The 21,199-nt window shown below is 41.0% G+C and carries 16 protein-coding genes; 7 read left to right on the top strand and 9 right to left on the bottom strand.

Translation table 11 applies throughout. The features are described from left to right. Positions 1-28 precede the first annotated feature (28 nt). A complete protein-coding gene (locus tag OLM34_RS07120; protein ID WP_264406225.1) occupies positions 29-448 on the bottom strand; it encodes an OsmC family protein in 420 nt (139 codons plus the stop codon). Positions 449-890: 442 nt separating this feature from the next. Here OLM34_RS07120 and OLM34_RS07125 point away from each other — a divergent pair, with 442 nt between their 5' ends. After that, positions 891-2,684 carry a glycoside hydrolase family 15 protein gene (locus OLM34_RS07125; RefSeq protein WP_264406226.1) on the top strand — a complete coding sequence of 598 codons (1,794 nt, stop codon included), beginning with the start codon at positions 891-893 and terminating at the stop codon, positions 2,682-2,684. Here the strand turns inward: OLM34_RS07125 and OLM34_RS07130 are convergent. Together OLM34_RS07130 and OLM34_RS07135 are read right to left on the bottom strand one after the other, a co-directional pair. After that, positions 2,671-3,759 (bottom strand): mechanosensitive ion channel family protein, encoded by a 1,089-nt coding sequence (locus tag OLM34_RS07130; RefSeq protein ID WP_264406227.1) that lies wholly within the window; start codon positions 3,757-3,759, stop codon positions 2,671-2,673. The genes OLM34_RS07125 and OLM34_RS07130 overlap by 14 nt on opposite strands. 21 nt (positions 3,760-3,780) lie before the next feature. Then, positions 3,781-5,952 carry a bifunctional alpha,alpha-trehalose-phosphate synthase (UDP-forming)/trehalose-phosphatase gene (locus OLM34_RS07135; RefSeq protein ID WP_264406229.1) on the bottom strand — a complete coding sequence of 724 codons (2,172 nt, stop codon included), beginning with the start codon at positions 5,950-5,952 and terminating at the stop codon, positions 3,781-3,783. Positions 5,953-6,253: 301 nt separating this feature from the next. Between OLM34_RS07135 and nifJ the strand changes: the two genes are divergently transcribed. Together nifJ and OLM34_RS07145 are read left to right on the top strand one after the other, a co-directional pair. Continuing rightward, positions 6,254-9,835: a pyruvate:ferredoxin (flavodoxin) oxidoreductase gene (nifJ, locus tag OLM34_RS07140; protein WP_264406230.1), complete on the top strand. Its 3,582-nt coding sequence runs from the start codon at positions 6,254-6,256 to the stop codon at positions 9,833-9,835. 102 nt (positions 9,836-9,937) lie between these two features. Next, positions 9,938-10,348 carry a secondary thiamine-phosphate synthase enzyme YjbQ gene (locus tag OLM34_RS07145; RefSeq protein WP_264406232.1) on the top strand — a complete coding sequence of 137 codons (411 nt, stop codon included), beginning with the start codon at positions 9,938-9,940 and terminating at the stop codon, positions 10,346-10,348. 2 nt (positions 10,349-10,350) lie between these two features. Here the strand turns inward: OLM34_RS07145 and OLM34_RS07150 are convergent, their stop codons facing one another. The 6 genes from OLM34_RS07150 to OLM34_RS07175 all read right to left on the bottom strand — a co-directional run bounded on the left by OLM34_RS07150 (position 10,351) and on the right by OLM34_RS07175 (position 17,783). Continuing rightward, positions 10,351-10,914, bottom strand: a complete 564-nt coding sequence (locus OLM34_RS07150) for a DUF2179 domain-containing protein (RefSeq protein ID WP_264406234.1) — start codon at positions 10,912-10,914, stop codon at positions 10,351-10,353. A 93-nt stretch (positions 10,915-11,007) separates the two neighbouring features. After that, on the bottom strand, positions 11,008-12,051 hold the full coding sequence (locus OLM34_RS07155; RefSeq protein WP_264406236.1) for a threonine aldolase family protein: 1,044 nt from the start codon (positions 12,049-12,051) through the stop codon (positions 11,008-11,010). A gap of 5 nt (positions 12,052-12,056) precedes the next feature. Continuing rightward, a complete protein-coding gene (gene metH / locus OLM34_RS07160) occupies positions 12,057-15,743 on the bottom strand; it encodes a methionine synthase (protein ID WP_264406237.1) in 3,687 nt (1,228 codons plus the stop codon). Position 15,744: 1 nt separating this feature from the next. Then, entirely contained in the window at positions 15,745-16,704 is a 960-nt protein-coding gene (locus OLM34_RS07165) for a nucleoside recognition domain-containing protein (RefSeq protein ID WP_264406238.1), read from the bottom strand. 66 nt (positions 16,705-16,770) lie between these two features. Continuing rightward, the gene (smpB, locus tag OLM34_RS07170) at positions 16,771-17,226 is read right to left on the bottom strand and encodes an SsrA-binding protein SmpB (protein WP_264406240.1); all 456 of its coding nucleotides are present in this window, start codon (positions 17,224-17,226) and stop codon (positions 16,771-16,773) included. A gap of 5 nt (positions 17,227-17,231) precedes the next feature. Continuing rightward, a complete protein-coding gene (locus OLM34_RS07175) occupies positions 17,232-17,783 on the bottom strand; it encodes a YIP1 family protein (protein WP_264406242.1) in 552 nt (183 codons plus the stop codon). Positions 17,784-18,066: 283 nt separating this feature from the next. Between OLM34_RS07175 and pssA the strand changes: the two genes are divergently transcribed. The 4 genes from pssA (at position 18,067) to OLM34_RS07195 (ending at position 21,102) form a co-directional block, all read left to right on the top strand. Further along, positions 18,067-18,762 carry a CDP-diacylglycerol--serine O-phosphatidyltransferase gene (pssA, locus tag OLM34_RS07180; protein ID WP_264406244.1) on the top strand — a complete coding sequence of 232 codons (696 nt, stop codon included), beginning with the start codon at positions 18,067-18,069 and terminating at the stop codon, positions 18,760-18,762. Positions 18,763-18,847: 85 nt separating this feature from the next. Next, positions 18,848-19,060 (top strand): hypothetical protein, encoded by a 213-nt coding sequence (locus OLM34_RS07185; RefSeq protein WP_264406245.1) that lies wholly within the window; start codon positions 18,848-18,850, stop codon positions 19,058-19,060. Between the two features lie 207 nt (positions 19,061-19,267). Further along, complete coding sequence (locus OLM34_RS07190) at positions 19,268-19,858, top strand: RNA polymerase sigma-70 factor (RefSeq protein ID WP_264406247.1); 591 nt, start codon at positions 19,268-19,270, stop codon at positions 19,856-19,858. A gap of 251 nt (positions 19,859-20,109) precedes the next feature. After that, positions 20,110-21,102, top strand: a complete 993-nt coding sequence (locus OLM34_RS07195) for a FecR family protein (protein WP_264406249.1) — start codon at positions 20,110-20,112, stop codon at positions 21,100-21,102. Positions 21,103-21,199: the final 97 nt, after the last annotated feature.

The following is a 21,199-nucleotide window of genomic DNA, read 5'->3' on the forward strand; positions in this document are numbered from 1 at the left end:
ACGCTTTGAAAGAAACTTTTACGAGTTCTTATTCTTTAATCCTGATTTCATAGGTTATTGGGATGGCTTTTTTGTACATAGCCATCACACCGCAATAGTTTTCGAACGAAAGACTGACTGCTTTTTCGAGTTTTTCCCGGGGAAGATCATTTCCTTCAAATTCGTAAATTACCTTCATCGAGATGTATTGTTTGGGATGTTCCTCGCTCATTTCGGCTTCGATTTGAATATTGAAACCCTTCAATTCGATGCGCATTTTTCTTAAAATCGAAACCACATCCATGCCGGTGCATCCGGCAGCAGCTACCAATACCAATTTTTTAGGCCGTGGTCCTGCATCGTCACCACCGGCTTCTTTAGCCAAATCGACGGTAATGGTATGCCCATCTATGTCGGTATCGAAAATATTATTTTTTCTCCACTTTGTTTTAATCGAATGTTGAGCCATGTTGTTTGTTTTTTTGATGTTATTTCTTCTTGTGGTTTAACAATTTAATAAGGTTTTGGTTCATTACCGGAAAGGGAGGTAAATAAAGTGGAAGGGTGTTTTTTTCGGAGGATTCGGTTTAACGAAGTCTTTGTTCGAAAGATGGATTTTGCCGACCTTTTTATCGCTTCTCCTTCGCTCCTTCTTCGCTATTCCTTCGCTTCAAAGCAGGAACGATAACATCGGATTCGGTGAGGTTAGTGTAAAGCAAACCTGCGTATTTGCTGCATGTAGAGCGGGATCCGGGAGAGAAGTCTGAACGTACTTTTTGCGAGGATGACGCAAACCTGATACAAGAATGGAGCGAGGAAGGAGCGGACTTGGTACGGAGAAGGTACGGACAAGACAGTTTGGAATTACCTCGATTTTCATGTACATTTGTAATGACATTACGGAGATTAGAATGGATAATTTAGATTATGGAGTTATAGGAAACTGTCGCACGGCTGCGTTAGTTTCCAAAGAAGGGAGTATCGACTGGTTTTGTTTGCCCGATTTCGATTCGCCATCTGTATTTTGCAAGTTGCTGGACGAGAAAAAAGGCGGTAATTTTGCTTTTCTTGTTTCAGCCGGATATACCGTTACGCAGCAATATGTGGCTAATACCAATATTTTGGCCACTTTGTATGAATCGGAGGAAGGGGCTTTTGTTGTGTTGGATTATATGCCTCGTTACCGTACTGTTGTGCATAAATATTATCTTCCGCCCGAAATCCATCGTTATATTCGGTTATTAAGAGGTAACCCCAAATTACGTGTACAGTATAGTCCGAAAATGAATTATGCAGCAGAAGAAGTTTGTCACGAAATAGGTGAAAACTATATTAAAACCACTTCGGTGATTAACGAAAAGAATGAGGTTTATCTTTACAGCAGCGTCGATTATGAAACGATAGTAAACGGAGAAGAATTTGTGCTTACGAAGGATGAATTTTTTTTGTTTTCGTATACTCAAAAACTTATTCCTATCGACTTAGAGCGCATACATCTCGATTACGAACGTACAAAAGTTTATTGGCTCAATTGGATCAATCGTTCTCGAAAATACCTCCAATTTGATGGCATGATTAAACGTAGTCTGTTGGTTATCAAATTAATGTCGTATCAGTTGTCGGGAGCGATGATCGCCGCACTGACTACAAGCTTACCCGAAGCGATCGGCGAAAGCCGCAACTGGGATTATCGTTTTTGTTGGCTTAGAGATGCTTCCATGTCGATCAGTACGCTGGTGTATATGGGGCACAAGAATGTGGCGGAGCGATTTATTGGTTTTGTAAAAAGTCTTTTGCGCTCGCGGGACGATACTTTCCAGATCATGTACGGAATTCGTGGTGAACGCGAATTGACGGAAAAAATTCTTCCTCATCTTTCAGGCTACAAAAATTCGTATCCGGTACGTGTCGGTAATGCTGCTTATACGCAGGTACAAAACGATTCACCGGGGTATTTGCTCGATGTCATTTACAAATATTACCTGTATTTTCCGGGTACACTCGATGAAATTGAAGAAATGTGGGAAATTGTGCGGCATATTGCCCGTATTGTGATGAATTCTTGGCATTTACCCGATCATAGCATCTGGGAGTTTCGTTCCAAAAAACTTAACTTCGTTTTTTCAAAAGTGATGAGTTGGGTAGCGTTGGATAGAGCTTCATCCATTGCCGATTTATTGCATAAACAAAATTATGTTGAGGTTTGGAAGAAGGAAGCCGATAAAATCAAAGCCGATATTTTTGAAAAGGGATGGAAAGAAGATATGCAAAGTTTCTCACAGGCCTATGAAAATACGGATTTCGATTCTTCTCTTTTACTGATGGAATTTTACGGTTTTATCGATGCAGAGGATAAACGTTATGTAAAAACCGTAAAAGCAATCAAAGAGAATCTTTTATATAAAGGGTTAATGTACAGGTACAAAACAGCAGATGATTTTGGTGTGCCATCCTCTTCATTTACCGTTTGTAATTTTTGGCTCATTCAAGCCTTGTATGCAATTGGAGAAAAAGAAGAAGCAAAACGGATGTTTGAATCGATTGCTTCATATGCCAATCATGTAGGTCTCTATAGTGAAGATTTCGATTTTGAGACCAAACGTTTGTTGGGCAATTTTCCGCAGGCCTATTCTCATCTTGCCTTTATCAATGCGGCCACGCTCTTTTCCGAAGAACAGGTTCTATCTAAATTTATTCGTCCGTAACGATTTTTTCCTGTGGAATAGATTTGATATCCAATTTTGCAAAAGACCCCGGAAACTTTTCATTGATGAAATCGATCATTTTTTCTCTGATCTCTACGCGTAAATCCCAGTTTTTGGATGAATCGGAACTGCTCACCAATATGCGTATTTCTTTATACCATTCTTTGCTGCCGGTAACCTGAATGTTTTGTACACGTCCGTCCCAATTGGGATTTCCTTCCACGATGGTTTTCAGTTTTTCGCGAAGAGGATCAATGGGAAGATCGTATGCTACATATAAAAACACAGTTCCCATAATGTTGGAATGGTTTCGTGTCCAGTTTTGAATCGGTTTTTGCAGGAAATAATCGATGGGAACGATTAATCGTCTTTCATCCCATATTTTTACTACCACATAGGTGATGTTGATTTCCTCGATGCGGCCCCATTCTCCTTCCACTATCACTACATCATCCAGCCGGATGGGTTGGGTGAATGCGATTTGTACACCGGAGAGCACTTGTCCCACACTTCGTTGTGCCGCAAGTCCGACAATGATTCCAATAACACCTGCCGACGTTAATACGCTGACACCGATGCTGCGTAGCGATTCGATAGACATTAAGGCAATGGCTACAAAAATGACAGTAATGGTAATCAGGGTGATTTTTTCGATCATACTCAGTTGAGTGAGTTTTTTTCGGGCTTCCAGATTATTGGGATCCTCTAAATTGAGTTTATTGCGGAAATAACGAAAACCGGCTCTAACGGTTTGAATTAATAACCATCCTATGGTAAGAATGAGCAATATGTGACTGATTTTTTGCAGGGTTCCGAAAAAATCGGCATCGTCTTTCAAATAGGAACTAAAAATAGAAAGCAGTATGGAAAAAATAAGCCATATGGCAGGTAACTTGAATAAACGGATGATGAAATCATCGATGGGGCTCCGGCTTTTTTGTGCTTTACGTTGAATTTTTCTCGAAATAGAATTGTAGATCAAAACAAGTACAACGAAAATAACTGCGAACGCCAATAGCAAAAAGGCATAGCGGAGGTTGGGATAATGTTCGAAAATTTGTTGGGTCCAATTCATAAACAGGTGCATTTTAATTGGTTATGAAATAAGTTTTTTCAAAAAAGGAAGGACTTTTGATTGCAAGGGTATTCTATATTTGGCGGTAGGTGAAAAGCTACCCACTTTAATGCTGATGCCATCCGGAGGAAGTGCACGAAACATATCTTCGTCGGTGGTATCATCACCTATAGCCATAATAAAATCGTAATTTTTTTGTGAAAGACGGCGTTTTACTTCTGTTCCCTTATTGAATGTGGCCGGTTTTATTTCCAGGATTTTGTTCCCGGGAACAATTTGCAAATTCAATCTTGAGCAAGGCTCAATTAATGCATTCATGAGTTGTTTTTCACGAAGTTCCGCCAACCATGCATCCACTTTGCGATAATGCCACACTAGCGATGTATTTTTAATTTCGAGTGAAGAACGTGGAGTTTTTTCTATGGCATGAAGAAGAATGTTCATGATTCTCTCATCCCATTTTTCTATCTTTTTATAATTTTCGTGCCATACTCCGTTTTCTCGATAAAAAGCCCCATGTTCTGCTGTAAGATCGACATCTATGTCTTTAAACCATTGATCTAGAATTTGGTAATTTCGTCCGCTGTTAATAACAACTGTATTTTTTTTGTCTTCTTTTAAGCGGTTCAGCAAATCGATTAGTTGAGGTGAAGGAACAGCTTCTTCGGGATTTTTTGTAAAAGGAACCAGTGTTCCGTCATAATCGAGCAATAATAAGCGCGATGAAGCGTGGTCATATCTGTTTTTGATTTGGTCGAACTGTTCTTTTTCGATTATTTTGATTAATATTTCTCGGTTTTGTAGTTTAATATATTGTATTTCGTCGATAAAATCATTTGCCCATTTTTTAACGGTTTGTTTTGAAATGCGTTTTTGCATCTTTTTCAAGCGTTCTTTTTTTTCTTCTTCACTCATGGAAAGTGCTTGAAGGATAGCCATTTCAATTTCTTTCGGATTATTTGGATTGATAATGATGGCATCGGAAAGTTCGGTTGCAGCACCGGCCATTTCGCTTAAAATGAGGACCCCCGTATTTTCTTCGCTTTTTGTGGCAAGATACTCTTTAGACACCAAATTCATTCCGTCACGCAACGGGGTTACCAAGGCAATCTCGGCAAGGCTGTACAAAGCTACAAGTTCTCTAAAAGCAAAACTTCGGTAAAAATAGTGAACCGGCGTCCAGCCCGGTTTGGAATAAAGCCCATTGATCTCTCCGATCAACTGGTCGATTTCGGTTTTCAGGTCTGCATATTTATTTACCGTACTCCTTGAAGGTACTACAATCATCATCAGGGATACCTTTTCGTGATATTCCGGATGATTCTTCAGAAATAGGGCAAAACCATTCAGCCGGTGAAGAATACCTTTGCTATAATCCAAACGGTCGACCGAAAGAATAATGGATTGATTTTTCAATTTTTTTTTGAAATTGTTTATTTTCTTTTTTACAGCCGGCTGAGAGGGTGCATTATGATATCGTTCGTAGTTTATTCCCATAGGGAAAGCATCTACATGAACAATCCGGTCTTCGAGATGAATTTCGTCAAGTTGGCAGTTGAGATCGAGTACACGATAAATGGCGCTGAGAAAATGACGCATGTAATCGTGGATGTGAAATCCGATAAGATCGGCACCCAACAATCCGTTGAGCAACTCTTCTCTTTCGGGTAGCACGCGAAAAAGTTCATATGGAGGAAATGGGATATGATGAAAATAGCCGATACTAACCATTGGTCGGTGATCACGGATCATTTTGGGAAGCAGCATCAGATGATAATCGTGTACCCAGACGAGGTCGTCATCTTCGATAAAAGGAAGTGCTGTTTCACAAAACTGCATATTTACCTTTTGGTATGTCTCCCAAAATTTGGTTTTGTATTGAACAAAAGAATAGAAATAGTGGCATAGTGGCCAGATAATGCTGTTGCTGTATCCTTCATAATAATTTTCGATTTGTTCGGCTGACAGGAAAACAGGGTGATAGTTGAATTTTTTTAATCTTTCTGTGATTTTTTCTTTTTCTTCTTCATTATCGGTATATATTCCCGGCCATCCGATCCAATGCTTTTCTATGTTCAATTCCAATGATCCCATTCCGGTTGAGAGACCACCTTCGCTTTGGGTTATGGAAAGCCTATCGTTCTTTTTTTCGATTTTTACAGGAAGCCTGTTTGCTATAATTATTATTTTCATGTTTTACAGCTTGTTTTTTATTCGCATACTTTTTTATAACGTCATATAAAATAAAATGATTATTTTTTATTATAATTTAACAAGTTGAAAATACATATCCTTTTGTTTTGGTTTACCAAACAATTCATTAGTTATCCGCTTGTTGAAAACTGTGAGAGAGTATATTCAAAATATAAAATTGAAAGATTTGTTTGTACTTTCATATTTTTGTAATACTTTCGTATAGCTTTTTGGTAGCTATTTTAATTCGATTAAAATATCGGGCATTCAAATTAACATTTAAAAATACGATTATCCTATTATGGCTAAAGAAAAAAACTATTTGACTTGTGATGGAAATCAGGCGGCAGCGCACATCGCATACATGTTTAGCGAAGTGGCTGCGATATATCCTATCACGCCTTCGTCAACAATGGCTGAGTATGTGGATGAATGGGCTGCTGCAGGACGGAAAAACATTTTCGGACAACCTGTTTTGGTGCAGGAAATGCAATCGGAAGCAGGGGCTGCCGGAGCAGTTCACGGATCATTGCAGTCAGGCGTGTTGACAAGCACATTTACTGCATCTCAGGGACTGTTGTTGATGATACCCAACATGTATAAGATAGCAGGGGAATTGTTACCCGGCGTATTTCATGTATCGGCACGCGCCATTGCTGCTCAGGCTTTGTCTATTTTTGGCGATCATCAGGATGTGATGGCTGCAAGATCTACCGGTTTTGCCCTTTTTGCTACCGGCTCGGTGCAGGAAGTGATGGATTTGGCAGCCGTGGCTCATTTGGCTGCCATTGAAAGCCGCATTCCTTTCGTCCATTTTTTCGATGGTTTCAGAACATCTCATGAGATACAGAAAATCGAAGCCTTAACCAACGATGATTTGGCACCGTTGATCAATTACGAAGCCTTGGATGCTTTCCGTAAACGGGCTATGGGACCGGATGCTCCGGTTATCCGCGGTACGGCTCAAAATGACGATATTTATTTTCAGACGCGCGAGGCAGCCAATCCGTTTTATGAGGCTGTACCCGATATTGTAGAGAAATATTTGGGTAAATTGGCTGAAGTAACCGGTCGTAAATACGGATTATTTGATTATTACGGCGATCCCGAAGCCGATAGGGTGATCATTGCTATGGGTTCTGTTACAGAGACCATTCGAGAAGTAGTGGATCACCTCCGTGCCAAAGGCGAAAAAGTGGGTGTCGTTGCTGTTCATCTGTATCGTCCTTTCAAAGCTGAAGCCTTTCTGTCGGCTATACCAAAAACTGCAAAACGCATTGCCGTGCTCGATCGTACCAAGGAACCGGGAGCGTTGGGTCAGCCGCTCTATATGGACGTGAAGGATTGTTTCTACGGAAAAGAAGATGCTCCGGAAATTGTGGGAGGTATTTATGGACTTTCGTCAAAAGATACCACGCCGGGACAGATCCTTTCGGTATTCGAAAATTTAGCGATGAAAATGCCGAAAAACGATTTTACCATCGGGATTGTGGATGATGTGACATTCAAATCCCTTCCTGTGAAAGAAGAAGTATCGATGGATGAAACCATTTACGAAGCAAAATTTTACGGAATCGGATCGGATGGAACAGTAGGTGCAAATAAGAATACCATTAAGATTATCGGTGAGAATACCAATAAATATGTTCAGGCTTATTTCGCTTACGATTCCAAAAAATCGGGAGGGTTTACCAGCTCTCACCTGCGTTTTGGGGATAAGCCCATCCGTTCTACTTATCTGGTAAATACGCCCAATTTTGTGGCGTGTCATGTTCCCGCTTACCTTACTCTTTATGATGTAACCCGGGGATTGAAAGAAGGAGGAACATTCTTGCTGAATTCGTTGTGGAGTAAGGAGGAGGTTGGCAATCATCTCCCGGATCATATTAAAAAGTATTTTGCTCAAAAACACATTAACTTTTACATTATCAATGCCACTAAGATTGCCGATGAAATTGGTTTGGGCAATCGCACCAATACTATTCTTCAATCGGCATTTTTCAAGATATCCAATGTCATTCCCTATGATCTGGCTATTGATCAGATGAAAAAATTCATCGTGAAAACATACGGAAGAAAGGGAGAGGATATCGTGAAAATGAACTTTGCTGCGGTAGATAGAGGCGGTGAAGTGGAAAAAGTGGAAATTCCTGCCGAATGGGCTACTATTGAAGTTGTCGAGGAGACTCAAGATGATGCCCCTGAGTTTATTCGGAAAATTGTTCGTCCCATGAATGCCCAACGCGGCTATGATTTACCGGTGTCGGTATTCAAAGGTCGTGAAGACGGGAGTTGGGAACCGGGTACGGCTGCTTACGAAAAACGTGGGGTGGCTGTTTTTGTTCCGCAATGGAATCCCGAAAACTGTATCCAGTGTAATGAATGTGCCTATGTGTGTCCTCATGCAACCATCCGTCCTTTTGTACTCGATGAAAACGAGCAGAAAGGATTGGGCGAGAATGTAGAAATATTGAAAGCGCAAGGCAGACAATTTGCCGGAATGGGTTTCCGCATTCAGGTAGATGTGCTCGACTGTTTGGGGTGCGGCAATTGTGCCGATATTTGTCCGGGTAAAAAAGGTCAGAAAGCGCTCACGATGGAACCCATCACCACCCAATACGAAAACCAGAAGAATTGGGATTATATGATGAAAAAGGTGACCAACAAGGCGCATTTGGTTGATGTGAAGCTCAATGTGAAGAATTCGCAATTTGCACAACCTTTGTTCGAATTTTCGGGTGCATGTGCAGGTTGCGGCGAGACTCCTTATATTAAGCTGATCACTCAGTTGTATGGCGATCGGATGATGATAGCGAATGCAACGGGTTGTTCTTCCATTTATGGAGCATCTGCCCCATCAACCCCTTATACCGTTAATGATGATGGAAGAGGACCTACATGGGCAAACTCGTTGTTTGAAGACAATGCAGAGTTTGGATTTGGTTTTGTTTTGGCAAATTCGGTCATGCGTAACCGTATCGAACACCTGATGACAAAGGGTATTGAAACCAACGATTTTTCGGATGAGGAAAAAACGTTGTTCCGGGAATGGATCGACAATAAGAACGACGGCGACAAATCGAAAGAGATCACAGCCAAATTGATACCGTTGTTAAAAAAGAATGCAAGTTCTGTTGCAGCCGAGATTCTTTCGCTGGAACGTTATCTCATCAAACGCTCTATTTGGGCATTCGGAGGTGACGGTTGGGCATACGACATTGGTTTCGGCGGGCTCGATCATGTATTGGCCATGGGGCAGGATATCAATATCCTTGTGCTGGATACTGAAGTATATTCCAATACAGGGGGGCAATCCTCCAAATCGACACCCCTTGCTGCAGTGGCAAAATTTGCCGCGGCGGGCAAACGCGTACGCAAGAAAGATTTAGGCATGATTGCAGCCACTTATGGTTATGTTTACGTTGCTCAGGTAGCTATGGGAGCCAATAAAAGTCATTTTCTTAAGGTGGTGAAAGAAGCTGAAGCGTATAACGGACCATCGCTTATCATAGCCTATTCGCCTTGCATCAGTCATGGTTTGAAAGGTGGAATGGGATATTCTCAAGCCGAAGAAAAAGCTGCGGTAGAATGCGGATATTGGCATTTGTGGCGATATAATCCTCAGCTTGAGGCAGAAGGAAAGAATCCGTTTATACTTGACAGTAAAGAACCCGACTGGAGCAAGTTTGATGATTTCCTTCACCGTGAAGTTCGTTATACTTCGTTGGAAAAGACGTTCCCTGCAGAAGCCAAGAAACTTTTTGAAGCGGCTAAAGAGAATGCCATGTGGCGTTATCGTACCTACAAACGTATGGCCGAGGTCGATTTCTCTGCTTCCGGAGATAAAGAACAAGTTTCCGGTGTTTCGGAAGTTGATGAATAAATCGGTTGGTGTTTTGATGTCTTTCTCATTGCAACGTAGAGCTTCGGCGAAACAGAGCAATGAGAAAGAAAACATCACAAGTTTTTAAATGAATAGTAACGGATGATTGAGCAGTTCGAAGTAGCTTTACCATCTTTTCGAAGAGGTTGCCATTTGATAACCTCTCTAATCGAGCAACATTTACCTCCTCTTCCTCAGAAGGGGTTGCTTCATATTTTGGTAAAACATACTTCTGCAGGCATTACGTTAAATGAAAATGCAGACCCTTCGGTACGTACCGATTTCGAAACATTTCTAAATAAACTGGTTCCCGAAAACGATCCACTTTATATCCATACTTACGAAGGTAGTGACGACATTTCCGCTCACTTGAAATCATCCCTGATTGGTGCAGAAATTACCATTCCCATTACCAATCATCGGCTTAATCTTGGAACGTGGCAAGGTATCTATTTTTGCGAATTTCGCAATTATGGCGGGAGCCGCAGACTGGTAATCACCATTTTTAGTTAACTTTATTTTCCCTGACGCCACCGACGGAGAATATTTTCCCGTTTACTGAAAATGCCATTCTGTTTTGTTCGTAAATCTTCCACTATGTAGAACAGATTGGGGTCGAATTCGCCCAAGGCTTTTTCGAGGTTTTTCATTTCTTTTCGTTCTACCACAGTTTCTACAATATCCACTTCAGCAACCGATCCTTTGGCAGGTATCATCGTTGCTCCGTATCCCATCTCTTTCAAAAGTTTTACTAAGTTGGTTCCGTTTTTACCGGTGTAAATCCGACATAGAATGACGCCATATGCTATTCGCTGTTCCAATAAAATTCCGACATAGTTGCCGGTTGCATAACCTGCTGCATACGACAAATAGGATACAAGATCGTTAGCACGAACAAGAATTTGTGAAATGACGACAACCCAGATAAATACTTCGAAAAATCCAATAATAGGAGCTTTTAATTTTGCACCTTTCGAAACGAAAATGATGCGCATTGTTCCCAGGGTTACATCGATAATGCGGCCGAAAAAAATCATGAGGGGTAGCAGCCACGGATATAGGTCTAAAAAGTCAAACATAATTTTGAGATTGTTAATTATACAGTTGTTGATTGTTAGTTGTTGGTTATCGATTGTTTTGTTGCAGGTTTTGATTATCAATTAGTTCATGTATTACACACAGGAATCGGTTTTTTCTGCTATTTGTTTTAAATAATCGATAAAACTTAAAATATCGTTTTCGGTCGTATCCCAAGAGCAAACCAAACGCATCTCATTGCGGGTTTCATCCCAATCGTAGAAAAAGTAGCGTTCGCGCAATTTATCGGTAATGGATTTGGGAAGAATAAAGAAAACGCTGTTCGATTGCACTTTCTGTGTGATTTGCACGTCTTTGATTTTGCTCATTTCGTTGGCTAATCGTTGGGCAGCAGCATTTGACTTCCGTGCATTTTCCAGCCAGATGTTCTCATTGAAATAGGAAATAAACTGAGCGGAAATAAACCGCATTTTGGAATAAAGCTGGGTAGTTTGTTTACGATAATAGTGGAGATTTTCGGCGAGTTCTTTTCGCAGAGGAACAACGACTTCACCCATCATTAAGCCGTTTTTTGTACCGCCAATGGTGAAAATATCAACGCCGCAATCGATGGTCATTTCTTTTAACGAAAGATCGAGGTAGGCACAGGCATTTGACAGGCGGGTGCCATCCATAAAAAGATACATTCCGTATCGATGAGCCAAATCAGCCAATGCCTTAATTTCTTTCGGCGTATAGGCCGTTCCGAGTTCAGTGGTTTGTGAAATAGCAATCACTTTAGGTTGGGAATGGTGTTCGAACCCAAAACCGTGCAGCAAGGGTTGAACTAATTCGGGTGTAAGTTTGCCATCGGGTGTGGCAATTTCTTTCAGCGAAGCTCCGGTGGATTTAACAGGAGCGCCACACTCATCCACCGCAATATGAGCGGTAGAGGGACAAAGAATGCTATGAAAAGGTAACGTGCAAGCCTGTAGCGCAACCACATTGGCTCCGGTTCCGTTAAAAACGAACAACGGTTTGACGTCTTCTTTTTTAAGTAGTTTTTTTATTTCTTCTTCGGCTTTGCGTGTCCACTCGTCATCACCATATCCGATAGCATGATCGACATTAGCTTCTTTTATGGCTTGCAAAATGCGTGGATGTATACCCGAATTGTTGTCGCTTCCAAAACTTCTCATCTTTTTTATTCTAAATTTGCCAATAAAAATTTACGTATTTCATTCTTAGTCATTCCTCTGCGCCGAGCATAATCTTCGAGTTGTTCATCCGAAACAGGACCTACTGCAAAATATCGGGATTGCGGATGTGCGAAGAAAAATCCACTAACCGATGCGTTGGGATACATCACTCCGTTTTCTGTCAGCGTGACACCTATTTCGTTGGAGCAGAGCATATCGTGCAGCAAGAAATTTATCGATTGGTCGGGAATGGAGGGATAGCCCACTGCCGGACGAATGCCCTGATATTTCACCGAAAACAATTCGGGAATGGTTAGTTTTTCATGGGGTGCATAGCCCCAATATTCTTTTCTCACTTTTTCGTGCAACCATTCTGTAGCGGCTTCTGCAAGGCGATCGAGTACCGATTTCATGAGTAATACCGTGTATTCATCTCCTTCCTTTTGATATTTTTGCAACAGGTATTCAGTTCCTGCTCCTGCCGTGACAGCGAAAATACCGGCATAATCCTTCTTGCCCGAGGATCGCGGTGCAATAAAATCACTAAGACAAAGATACTCATTTTTATCGTTTTTTCTTTGTTGGCGCAAGAAAGGAAAAGCTTTTTCATTGATAAAGACCGTATCGTTTTCGCTAAAGGCTTCGTATAAACCGAATACGGCCTTAACATATTCGGCATCCAGATCGATAAATTTGTGAAGCAAATCCATCGCATCGTCATAGAGACGAGAAGCTTCTTGGGCTTTTTGGATATCTTCGTTCTTAAATGTTGCCAACCATTGAGCACGGCAGTGACCACACATACCGATGTTGGTGATGCTTGCAAATTTTGCTGACAACTTCCAACTGTGAAAGAAAAATTTCCAATCGATATAGGGAATAATATCCTCTATTTTTATTACGGGTAATGCCATTCTTCCTACTATTTTAGGAACATAGGGCGTAAAATTATCCCAATCGATGCGGAATGCATTTTTACGGGCTTCTTTCAGAGGAACAAGCTCTGTTTTTCTATCGGAGTAGTCTTTTCGAAGCACCGAGTATTCATTGCGAATTTTTTCGATATAGTCGTTTTTAGTTATAGGGCTTAATAAACGGGCTACTGTTGACGGACTTTGCGAAGCATCTTTGACGTAGATAACGGCTCCGTTTTCGTATTTCGGAGCAATTTTGAGTGCAGTATGCAGTTTTGATGTGGTAGCTCCGCCAATAAGTAGCGGGATATGAAAACCGGCTTTTCCCATTTCTTCGGCTACGATGCTCATTTCTTCAAGCGATGGTGTAATAAGGCCGCTTAGACCAACGATGTCGGGTTGCTCGTTACGGACGGCTTCGATGATTTTTTCGGGTGGAACCATTACCCCAAGATCAATTATTTCGTAATTGTTGCACGAAAGGATGATAGAAACAATATTCTTGCCGATGTCGTGAACGTCGCCCTTAACCGTAGCCAGGAGTATTTTTCCCGCTTTTTGAGATGCTCCGGCCGCTTTTTCAGCCTCGATGGTAGGTTGAAGAATGGATACTGCTTTTTTCATTGTGCGGGCGGCTTTTACCACCTGCGGAAGAAACATTTTCCCTTCCCCGAACAAGTCGCCCACTTTATTCATGCCTGCCATTAAAGGTTTGTCGATGATATCGATGGCGCGTGGGTAATGGCTTAAGGCTTCAGCAAGGTCTTCTTCCAGGTAAGTATCGATACCTTTCACCAAGGCATGTATCAGCCGCTCCTCCACCGGGAGATTGCGCCATGCTTCGGTTTTAATGGTTTCGGTTTCGGATGTTTTCTCCCTTTTTAATCTTTCGGCTAATTCCATCAGCCGTTCCACTGCATCATCACGGCGATTGAGCACAACATCTTCTACCAACGTTTTCACCTCTTCCGGTATTTCTTCATAGATAACCGATTGTGCAGGATTTACGATTCCCATATCCAAGCCCGCTTTAATGGCATGATAGAGGAAAACGGAATGCATGACTTCACGGATGTAGTCGTTGCCTCGGAAAGCAAAAGAAAGGTTGCTCACTCCGCCGCTGACTTTGGCATAAGGCAGGTTGGCTTTGATCCATTTTACGGTTTCGATGAAATCGCCAGCATAGTTGCGATGCTCTTCCATGCCGGTGGCAATAGCCAGCACGTTAGGGTCGAAGATGATATCTTCCGGTTTAAAACCATTGTAGGTAAGCAGACGATATGCTCGTTCACAAATTTCGATGCGACGTTCAAAACTGTCGGCTTGGCCTTTTTCGTCAAAAGCCATTATTACAGCTGCTGCTCCATAGGCCTGTATTTTTTTTGCCGTCTTCAAAAATTCTTCTTCTCCGTTTTTTAAAGAAATGGAATTCACGATGGATTTGCCTTGCGTACATTTCAAACCGGCCTCAAGTACTTCCCATTTCGATGAGTCGATCATCAGTGGAACCTTTGCCACATCGGGGTCCGATGCCATCAGGTTGAGAAAATTCGTCATTTCCTGTTGACTGTCGAGCAAAGCATCGTCCATATTGATATCGAGTATCTGTGCACCGTCATCCACTTGCTTACGAGCGATGTTGAGGGCTTCCTCATAATTTTTTTCGCGAATCAATCGTAGGAACTTGCGTGATCCGGCCACATTGCACCGCTCGCCGATGACGACAAAATTTGTTTCGGGCGAAACCACAAATTCTTCGAGCCCCGAAAGATAAAGGTGTCGGGGTCGGGGTGACGGTCGATGGGATGTTTTGTTTTTTGCGAGATCGACATATTGGGCGATGTGGGCGGGCGTGGTTCCGCAACATCCTCCTACGATATTTACCAGACCTTCGTCTATAAATTTTTTGACGGAGGCAGCCATTTTTTCGGGAGTTTCATCGTATTCGCCTAATTGGTTAGGCAATCCCGCATTAGGAAAAGCAACAACAAAAAAAGGAGAGATGCGAGCTACCTCTTTCAGGTATGGAAACATTTCTTCCGGACCGAAAGAGCAATTCAGTCCGAGGGCCAATGGTTCGGCATGACTTACCGACGTAATGAAAGCTTCAAGAGTTTGCCCGGATAAGGTACGACCGGCTTTGTCGGACAGGGAAACCGAAATTACCAGTGGCATTTCTTTTCCCGTTTCTTCTGCTATTTCTTTTGCTGCAAAAATTGCAGCTTTGGCATTGAGTGTGTCGAAGATGGTTTCGATGAAAAGCATATCCACGCCGCCTTCTATTAAAGCTTCCATCTGCTCTTTGTAGGCTGCTTTCATTTGGTCGAAGGTTACGCCCCGATACATCGGGTTTTCCACATCAGGACTCATGGAGGAAGTTTTGTTGGTCGGTCCCACGGAACCGGCAACAAAGCGGGGTTTGTCGGGTGTTTTTTTTGAAAACTCATCGGCAATTTTGCGTGCCAGTCGTGCCGAAGCGAGGTTCATTTCCCTTACCAGACCTTCCATTTTGTAATCCTGCATGGAAATGGCATTGGCGTTAAACGTATTGGTTTCGATAATATCGGATCCTGCTTGGAGATAGGCGCGATGGATTTTCTCAATTACGTTGGGTTTGGTGAGCGAGAGTAGATCGTTGTTCCCTTTGAGCAACACGGGGGAATTCTCGAACCGTTCGCCCCGAAAATCAGCTTCGGTCAGCTTGTAACGCTGAATCATTGTTCCCATCGCTCCATCGAGAATAAGGATACGCGATTGCAATATTTCGTTGAAATTCATCTTATCTTTGTTCTTCAATTTTCAGGTTTACAGTCGGGTATAGCCATTTGACTTTTAATCGGAGATGTAATCTTCTCAGCCATACCACGATTGCAGCAGCAGTGAAGCGTACACCCAGAATCCACCAGATAGATACACCCAGTGCTACGAATAGTAAATTATCTTCAATAATAGAATGCGAAAGGGCCAGGTGATAGTTTAACAATCCGGCATCGGATTTTGTTACTTTTCCTTCATTCATTTGTTCCATCATCAGTGCTCCCCCGTAAGACAGACCTACAATGTACCCGATAAGCCAGAGAAAACCGGTGTTGGTCGGCAAACCGAAAAATTTCAATACGGGTGCGATTATTTTTGTTAGTTTTTCGATCAGATGATATTCATCGAGAATTTTATACAAAATATTCAGTGAACTGACAATCACAAGGATGAGCAAGGCGATTTGCAACGAACTTTTCAACCAGAGAATAAGGACATCGCCAATGGAATTCATCGCTACAGCATTGCTTTGGGCAAATATGGGCATACCCATGTCTTGGGGTAAAATAAGGTTGAGGATAACGGCGACCATAATGCTCATGAAAATCCGCAAGGTAACCATTGACCAGAATGATGTGCCGGTTTTGGCCTGAATGGCACATTCTACGGGGAGGTTGTGCGAAATTTGACACATCAGGGCAAGAATGGTTAATTCGCGAAGTGTAAGCGACATGGAGGTAATAATCGCTAACGGCGCATACAGAGGAAGAAAAATGCTGGTGATAAAAATGATGGCCGTACTTCCCGGTAATCCCAGATAAACAAATGCAGGATTAAGTAAATCGGCAATATAAGCAAGGATACCGTAGTAATCCAGGAATCTGACAACCAGAGATATGGGAAGGATGATTTTAAGCAGCCAGATGGAAGTGTGTCCCGATTTTTTTAAACTTGGGAGAACGGCCTCTTTATAGAAATTCATATTTTTATGCTTACTTACCGGTTTAATTAGGATGTTGTTTTATTACCCGTTTCAAAAGAAAAACAATTAGTATTTTTTAAATGCACGTTCCATGGAACGTTTGTCTTCTTTTTCTTTGATAGACTGACGTTTGTCGTACTGTTTTTTACCTCTTGCCACGGCAATGTTGAGCTTTGCCAACCCTTTTTCGTTAATGAATAATCGGGTAGGAATGATGGTGAATCCGGGTTCTTTTGTATACCGCATAAGTTTACGCAGTTCATTTTTGTTGAGCAACAGTTTACGGTCGCGTCGCACATTATGGTTATTATATGTGCCGTAAAAATATTCGGCAATATACATGTTTCGTACCCAAAGTTCTCCTTTTTCAAATATGCAATAGGTGTCTGCGAGACTGGCTTTACCTTGACGTATCGATTTGATTTCCGTTCCTGTCAGGACAATTCCGGCAGTATATGTTTCGACCAGTTCGTAATCGAAGGTGGCACGTTTGTTTTTTATGTTGACAGTTGCCTGTTTCATTGTCGTTACTTAATAAGAAAATTCATTATTGCATTAATAATCAATGGGATGAACAATATCAAAATGGTAGAAGCAATAGTAAATTTTTTCTTTTTGTTTTCCGCTATTTCGAAGAAAACGCCTGCTCCGATATATACAATATATGCCGTATAGACTGAAAGAAGCCATAGGATAAAAAAATCCGAAAAGAACGGCATAATGATGTATAAACTGTATATTACAACTGATGAATATCCTATAAAACGGCGGAACGTGAAGAGTTGTTTTTGAAGATCATATCGGAATGAAATTTCGTTTACTATATGTGCAGTAACAAGATATCCTCCATAGAGCGTAATAATATTGACTATTGTGGTTTTTAATGCCAGTTCAACATTTCCATCTCGTGTGAACCAGAGCCCACCGATAAATGAAGTCAGTGCAATAATACCGAAAACAGGATGAAGGAATTTGTTTAAAAAGTCCTGCTGATTCTCATCTTCCATTTTAATGACCTTCCATGCACGTTGAGGCGAAGCAATCAGATGAATGATAGTAAGGAAAATTTCTTTAAACATTACCTTTTTGATTTTGAAGTGCAAAGGTAATGATTTCTTGTGGATTTATTGGTTAAGTAGTTCAAAAGTGCTTGTTTCAAGCAGGCTTTTTTGAATTATTTCTTTTAATGGATCTTTTATGCTTTTGCAATTAAAAAGTAGTAATTTTGCCGAGATTTCTTTGGTAAAGAAAATTTGACTTATTAATTTCTGCAATTTGCAACAAAAACGGGCTAAATTTGCGAGAAAGGAATTATTTTTTCCGGTTATAAATTGAAAATTATCATGTAAATTTATTTTAAGGATGAAAAAACATATTCCCAATGCGTTTACCATGATGAATCTTTTTTCGGGATGCATTGCCCTTTCAATGGCTTTTTCCGGAAGTTTTTCAGGTGTTGTAATTTGGGTGTTGATTGCGGCTGTGTTCGATTTTTTCGACGGATTTGCCGCGCGCCTTTTGGGTGTAACCTCCCCTCTAGGCAAAGAACTCGATTCGTTGGCAGATATAGTGAGTTTCGGTGTAGCACCTGCTTCGGCCGTGTTTATTTTGTTGCGCAATTTTTCCGTTTACCCTCCTTATTTGACGGATGTTTCTCCTTATATTCCTTTCATGGCCTATCTGATCCCGGTTTTCTCGGCACTGCGCCTTGGGAAATTCAATTTGGATGAAAAACAGACTGCTTCTTTTCTTGGATTGCCTACTCCTGCCAATGCCTTGTTCTGGATTAGTTATTGTTATGGTGTCCAACACATTGCACCTGTGAACGTAGGGTTGCTTTATTTAACTTTGGGACTTATTCTTGTTTTGTCGTTGTTGATGGTTTCGAATATTCCCATGTTTTCCTTCAAAATTAAAACAGGAAAAATCAAAGGGAACGAAAGACAGATTTTGCTTGTTGGTTTTATGATTGTCTTTATTGTTTTGTGGGGTATTTTGGGTATTGCAGCCGGTATATTGGCGTATATTGTTATTTCATTGGTGAGCACGTGGAGGTAAAGAGGGTGAACAGGTATTTTTTCCCGGGTAACGATAGGATTTAAAAGTAATCCGAGATAATCATTTAACGATAATTAACTTTAACTTGATAAAAAAGAAAGCTGTTGCTCGTAACATCAAGGGGATACGTTCGCTTCATGCTTGCATTAAAGCAAGGAAAAAAACACCCGATTCCATAGGCTTCGGCCAATATAAACCTATCTTTTTGCAGCATAAACGGCAAAATATTCAAGCGGACTTGGTGCAGCCTTGGTACGGACTTGGTACGGACTTGGTGTATCTAGGGAAATTGGTGTAGAATAATTATTTTTGGTCAAACGAAAATCTGTAGTATTCTCGGCGGAACACGAAAAATAAATCGCAATGCGTAATGTAAATCAATAGTAATTGATTGCAACGAAAGTTAAATGACGAAAAGTGTTAAAAACAAAATTCTTTATAGTGTTTAAAAAAAAATTGTGATATTTGTTTTTGTAAAATATCTTTTTTTGATCAGTTATTGGGAATGAAAAACATCAACGACGAAGAACGGTTCATTTTTGCTCGGATGGCAGAAGGCGATAAAGAAGCTTTTCGTTTCTTTTTCGAAAAATATTATGCCGATCTGTGCAACTTCGTCAATATCTACCTGAATGATCCTGCTATGGCCGAGGATATTATTCAGGATGTATATGTGTATTTCTGGTCCCAAAAAGAAGAAATCCATATCGAAACATCGATAAAATCGTATTTGCTGAAAGCATCGAAAAACAAAAGTCTGAATTACCTGAGAAACGAAAAGAACCGTTTGGCAATCCATGAAAAACTGGCGAATGAATCCGCCACTTCTTGCGAAATTCCGGAAGAAAGGGAAGATGATTTTCGTAAACAAGCAATCCTAGAAAAGGCAGTGGCGAGTTTGCCCGAGAAATGTCGCGAAATTTATATTCTGTGCAAAGAAAAAAAACTCACTTATAAGGAAATTTCCAACGAGTTAGGTATTTCGACAAAGACAGTGGAAAATCAAATGGGAATTGCGTTAAAAAAATTGAGAGAATTTTTGAAACCTTATTATGATGACCTTTTTATTCTTTTCTTGATGGTTGTTGTCTGTTAGGACGCGGGAAATGTTTTCTGCTTCCTGTTTTTTGTTTTTTCCTTTTTTTCTATTCATTTGATGCCATTCTCTTTTTCCCCTTTCTTTCTGACGATTTCTCCACAACGCACGATTTTCATGTCATTCGTTTTTTGCATTGCACATTTAATGGCATTTTTCACGGCGAATAGGTTAAATACAAAAAAAAATTGGAAAATTTTTAGGGGTATTCGCTGAGTTGTGTGCCTTATATGTAGAAGACAGTTAAAAGGATGGAACGAAGGATACCGTGGAATATTATTGCAAAAAGTTTCAAAGGCGAAGCGAATCAAGAGGAACTCGATGAACTGACTGCATGGTTGGATGTAGATGAGACCAACAGCGAAGTTTATGGGGAAATTTTTCGGGTATATGAGTCGACTTCTTTTCTTCCTCCCTATTTTGAGCCGGATCAAAAGAAAGCGTGGGCATCCATCAATAAACGAATAAAGAATAGAAACGGGGTTAAGCATTTCGTTTCGAGATTTCATTATGCTGCTGCTGTTCTTGTAATTGTATTGCTGGGCGTTGCCTTTTTCACGCTCTATACTTCTCATCTCGATCAGTTGAGCAGACAATATACCGAAATTATTGCGCCGGCAGGTCAAAAAACCAAAGTTGTGTTACCCGACGGTTCGACGGTTTGGCTCAATTCGGGATCTGTTCTTAAATATAATGGCGCTTTTAATATAAAGGATCGTGAAGTTCTGTTGGCTGAAGGCGAGGCTTTTTTTGATGTAGCCAAGAACAAAGCGAAACGGTTTCGGGTCAACATTGGGAATCTTTTTGTCGATGTGCACGGGACGTCGTTTAATGTAAAAAACTACAAGGAGGATAATATACAGGAGATAACCGTTAGTGAAGGAAGGGTTGCGATAACTGATAAAAAAAAGGAATTGGGGTTGCTTACCCGGGGGGACCGGGCGGTATTGGACAAAAAGACACGACGGCTTTCTTTTGGCAGTGGGGATCCCGAAGCGATAAGTTCGTGGAGAAACGACGAATTGAAATTCGATAATACGCCGTTAAGTGAAGTAGTGAAGTATTTGGAGCGGTGGTATGGGGTGAATATTGAGGTTGAGCCGTCATCTGTTTCGGAAAAGCATCATTATACTTTCCGGATAAAAACGGAATCGCTGACCGAAATCCTCGAAAAGATGAAAGTGATCACGCCCATTATATATGAAATTGACGGGAAAGAGGTAAAAATCAAGTATACACACTAAAATCAATGACGAATGAAAAAGACGAATTTTGAAAGACAAAAAAATACAGACTTTCTTGCAGGAAAGTCTGTACAGATGTAATTAGTATGTTTCACCG

Source organism: Anaerorudis cellulosivorans (assembly GCF_025943985.1).
GTDB lineage: Bacteria > Bacteroidota > Bacteroidia > Bacteroidales > Dysgonomonadaceae > Anaerorudis > Anaerorudis cellulosivorans.

Bases quoted from the DNA above. Each gene is read 5' to 3' on its own strand.
- OLM34_RS07155 (WP_264406236.1), bottom strand. From the start codon at position 12,051: ATGAGAAGTTTTGGAAGCGACAACAATTCGGGTATACATCCACGCATT.
- OLM34_RS07130 (WP_264406227.1), bottom strand. From the start codon at position 3,759: ATGAATTGGACCCAACAAATTTTCGAACATTATCCCAACCTCCGCTAT.
- OLM34_RS07175 (WP_264406242.1), bottom strand. From the start codon at position 17,783: ATGTTTAAAGAAATTTTCCTTACTATCATTCATCTGATTGCTTCGCCT.
- nifJ (WP_264406230.1), top strand. From the start codon at position 6,254: ATGGCTAAAGAAAAAAACTATTTGACTTGTGATGGAAATCAGGCGGCA.
- smpB (WP_264406240.1), bottom strand. From the start codon at position 17,226: ATGAAACAGGCAACTGTCAACATAAAAAACAAACGTGCCACCTTCGAT.
- OLM34_RS07125 (WP_264406226.1), top strand. From the start codon at position 891: ATGGATAATTTAGATTATGGAGTTATAGGAAACTGTCGCACGGCTGCG.
- OLM34_RS07150 (WP_264406234.1), bottom strand. From the start codon at position 10,914: ATGTTTGACTTTTTAGACCTATATCCGTGGCTGCTACCCCTCATGATT.
- pssA (WP_264406244.1), top strand. From the start codon at position 18,067: ATGAAAAAACATATTCCCAATGCGTTTACCATGATGAATCTTTTTTCG.
- OLM34_RS07190 (WP_264406247.1), top strand. From the start codon at position 19,268: ATGAAAAACATCAACGACGAAGAACGGTTCATTTTTGCTCGGATGGCA.
- OLM34_RS07135 (WP_264406229.1), bottom strand. From the start codon at position 5,952: ATGAAAATAATAATTATAGCAAACAGGCTTCCTGTAAAAATCGAAAAA.
- OLM34_RS07120 (WP_264406225.1), bottom strand. From the start codon at position 448: ATGGCTCAACATTCGATTAAAACAAAGTGGAGAAAAAATAATATTTTC.
- metH (WP_264406237.1), bottom strand. From the start codon at position 15,743: ATGAATTTCAACGAAATATTGCAATCGCGTATCCTTATTCTCGATGGA.
- OLM34_RS07165 (WP_264406238.1), bottom strand. From the start codon at position 16,704: ATGAATTTCTATAAAGAGGCCGTTCTCCCAAGTTTAAAAAAATCGGGA.
- OLM34_RS07195 (WP_264406249.1), top strand. From the start codon at position 20,110: ATGGAACGAAGGATACCGTGGAATATTATTGCAAAAAGTTTCAAAGGC.
- OLM34_RS07145 (WP_264406232.1), top strand. From the start codon at position 9,938: ATGATTGAGCAGTTCGAAGTAGCTTTACCATCTTTTCGAAGAGGTTGC.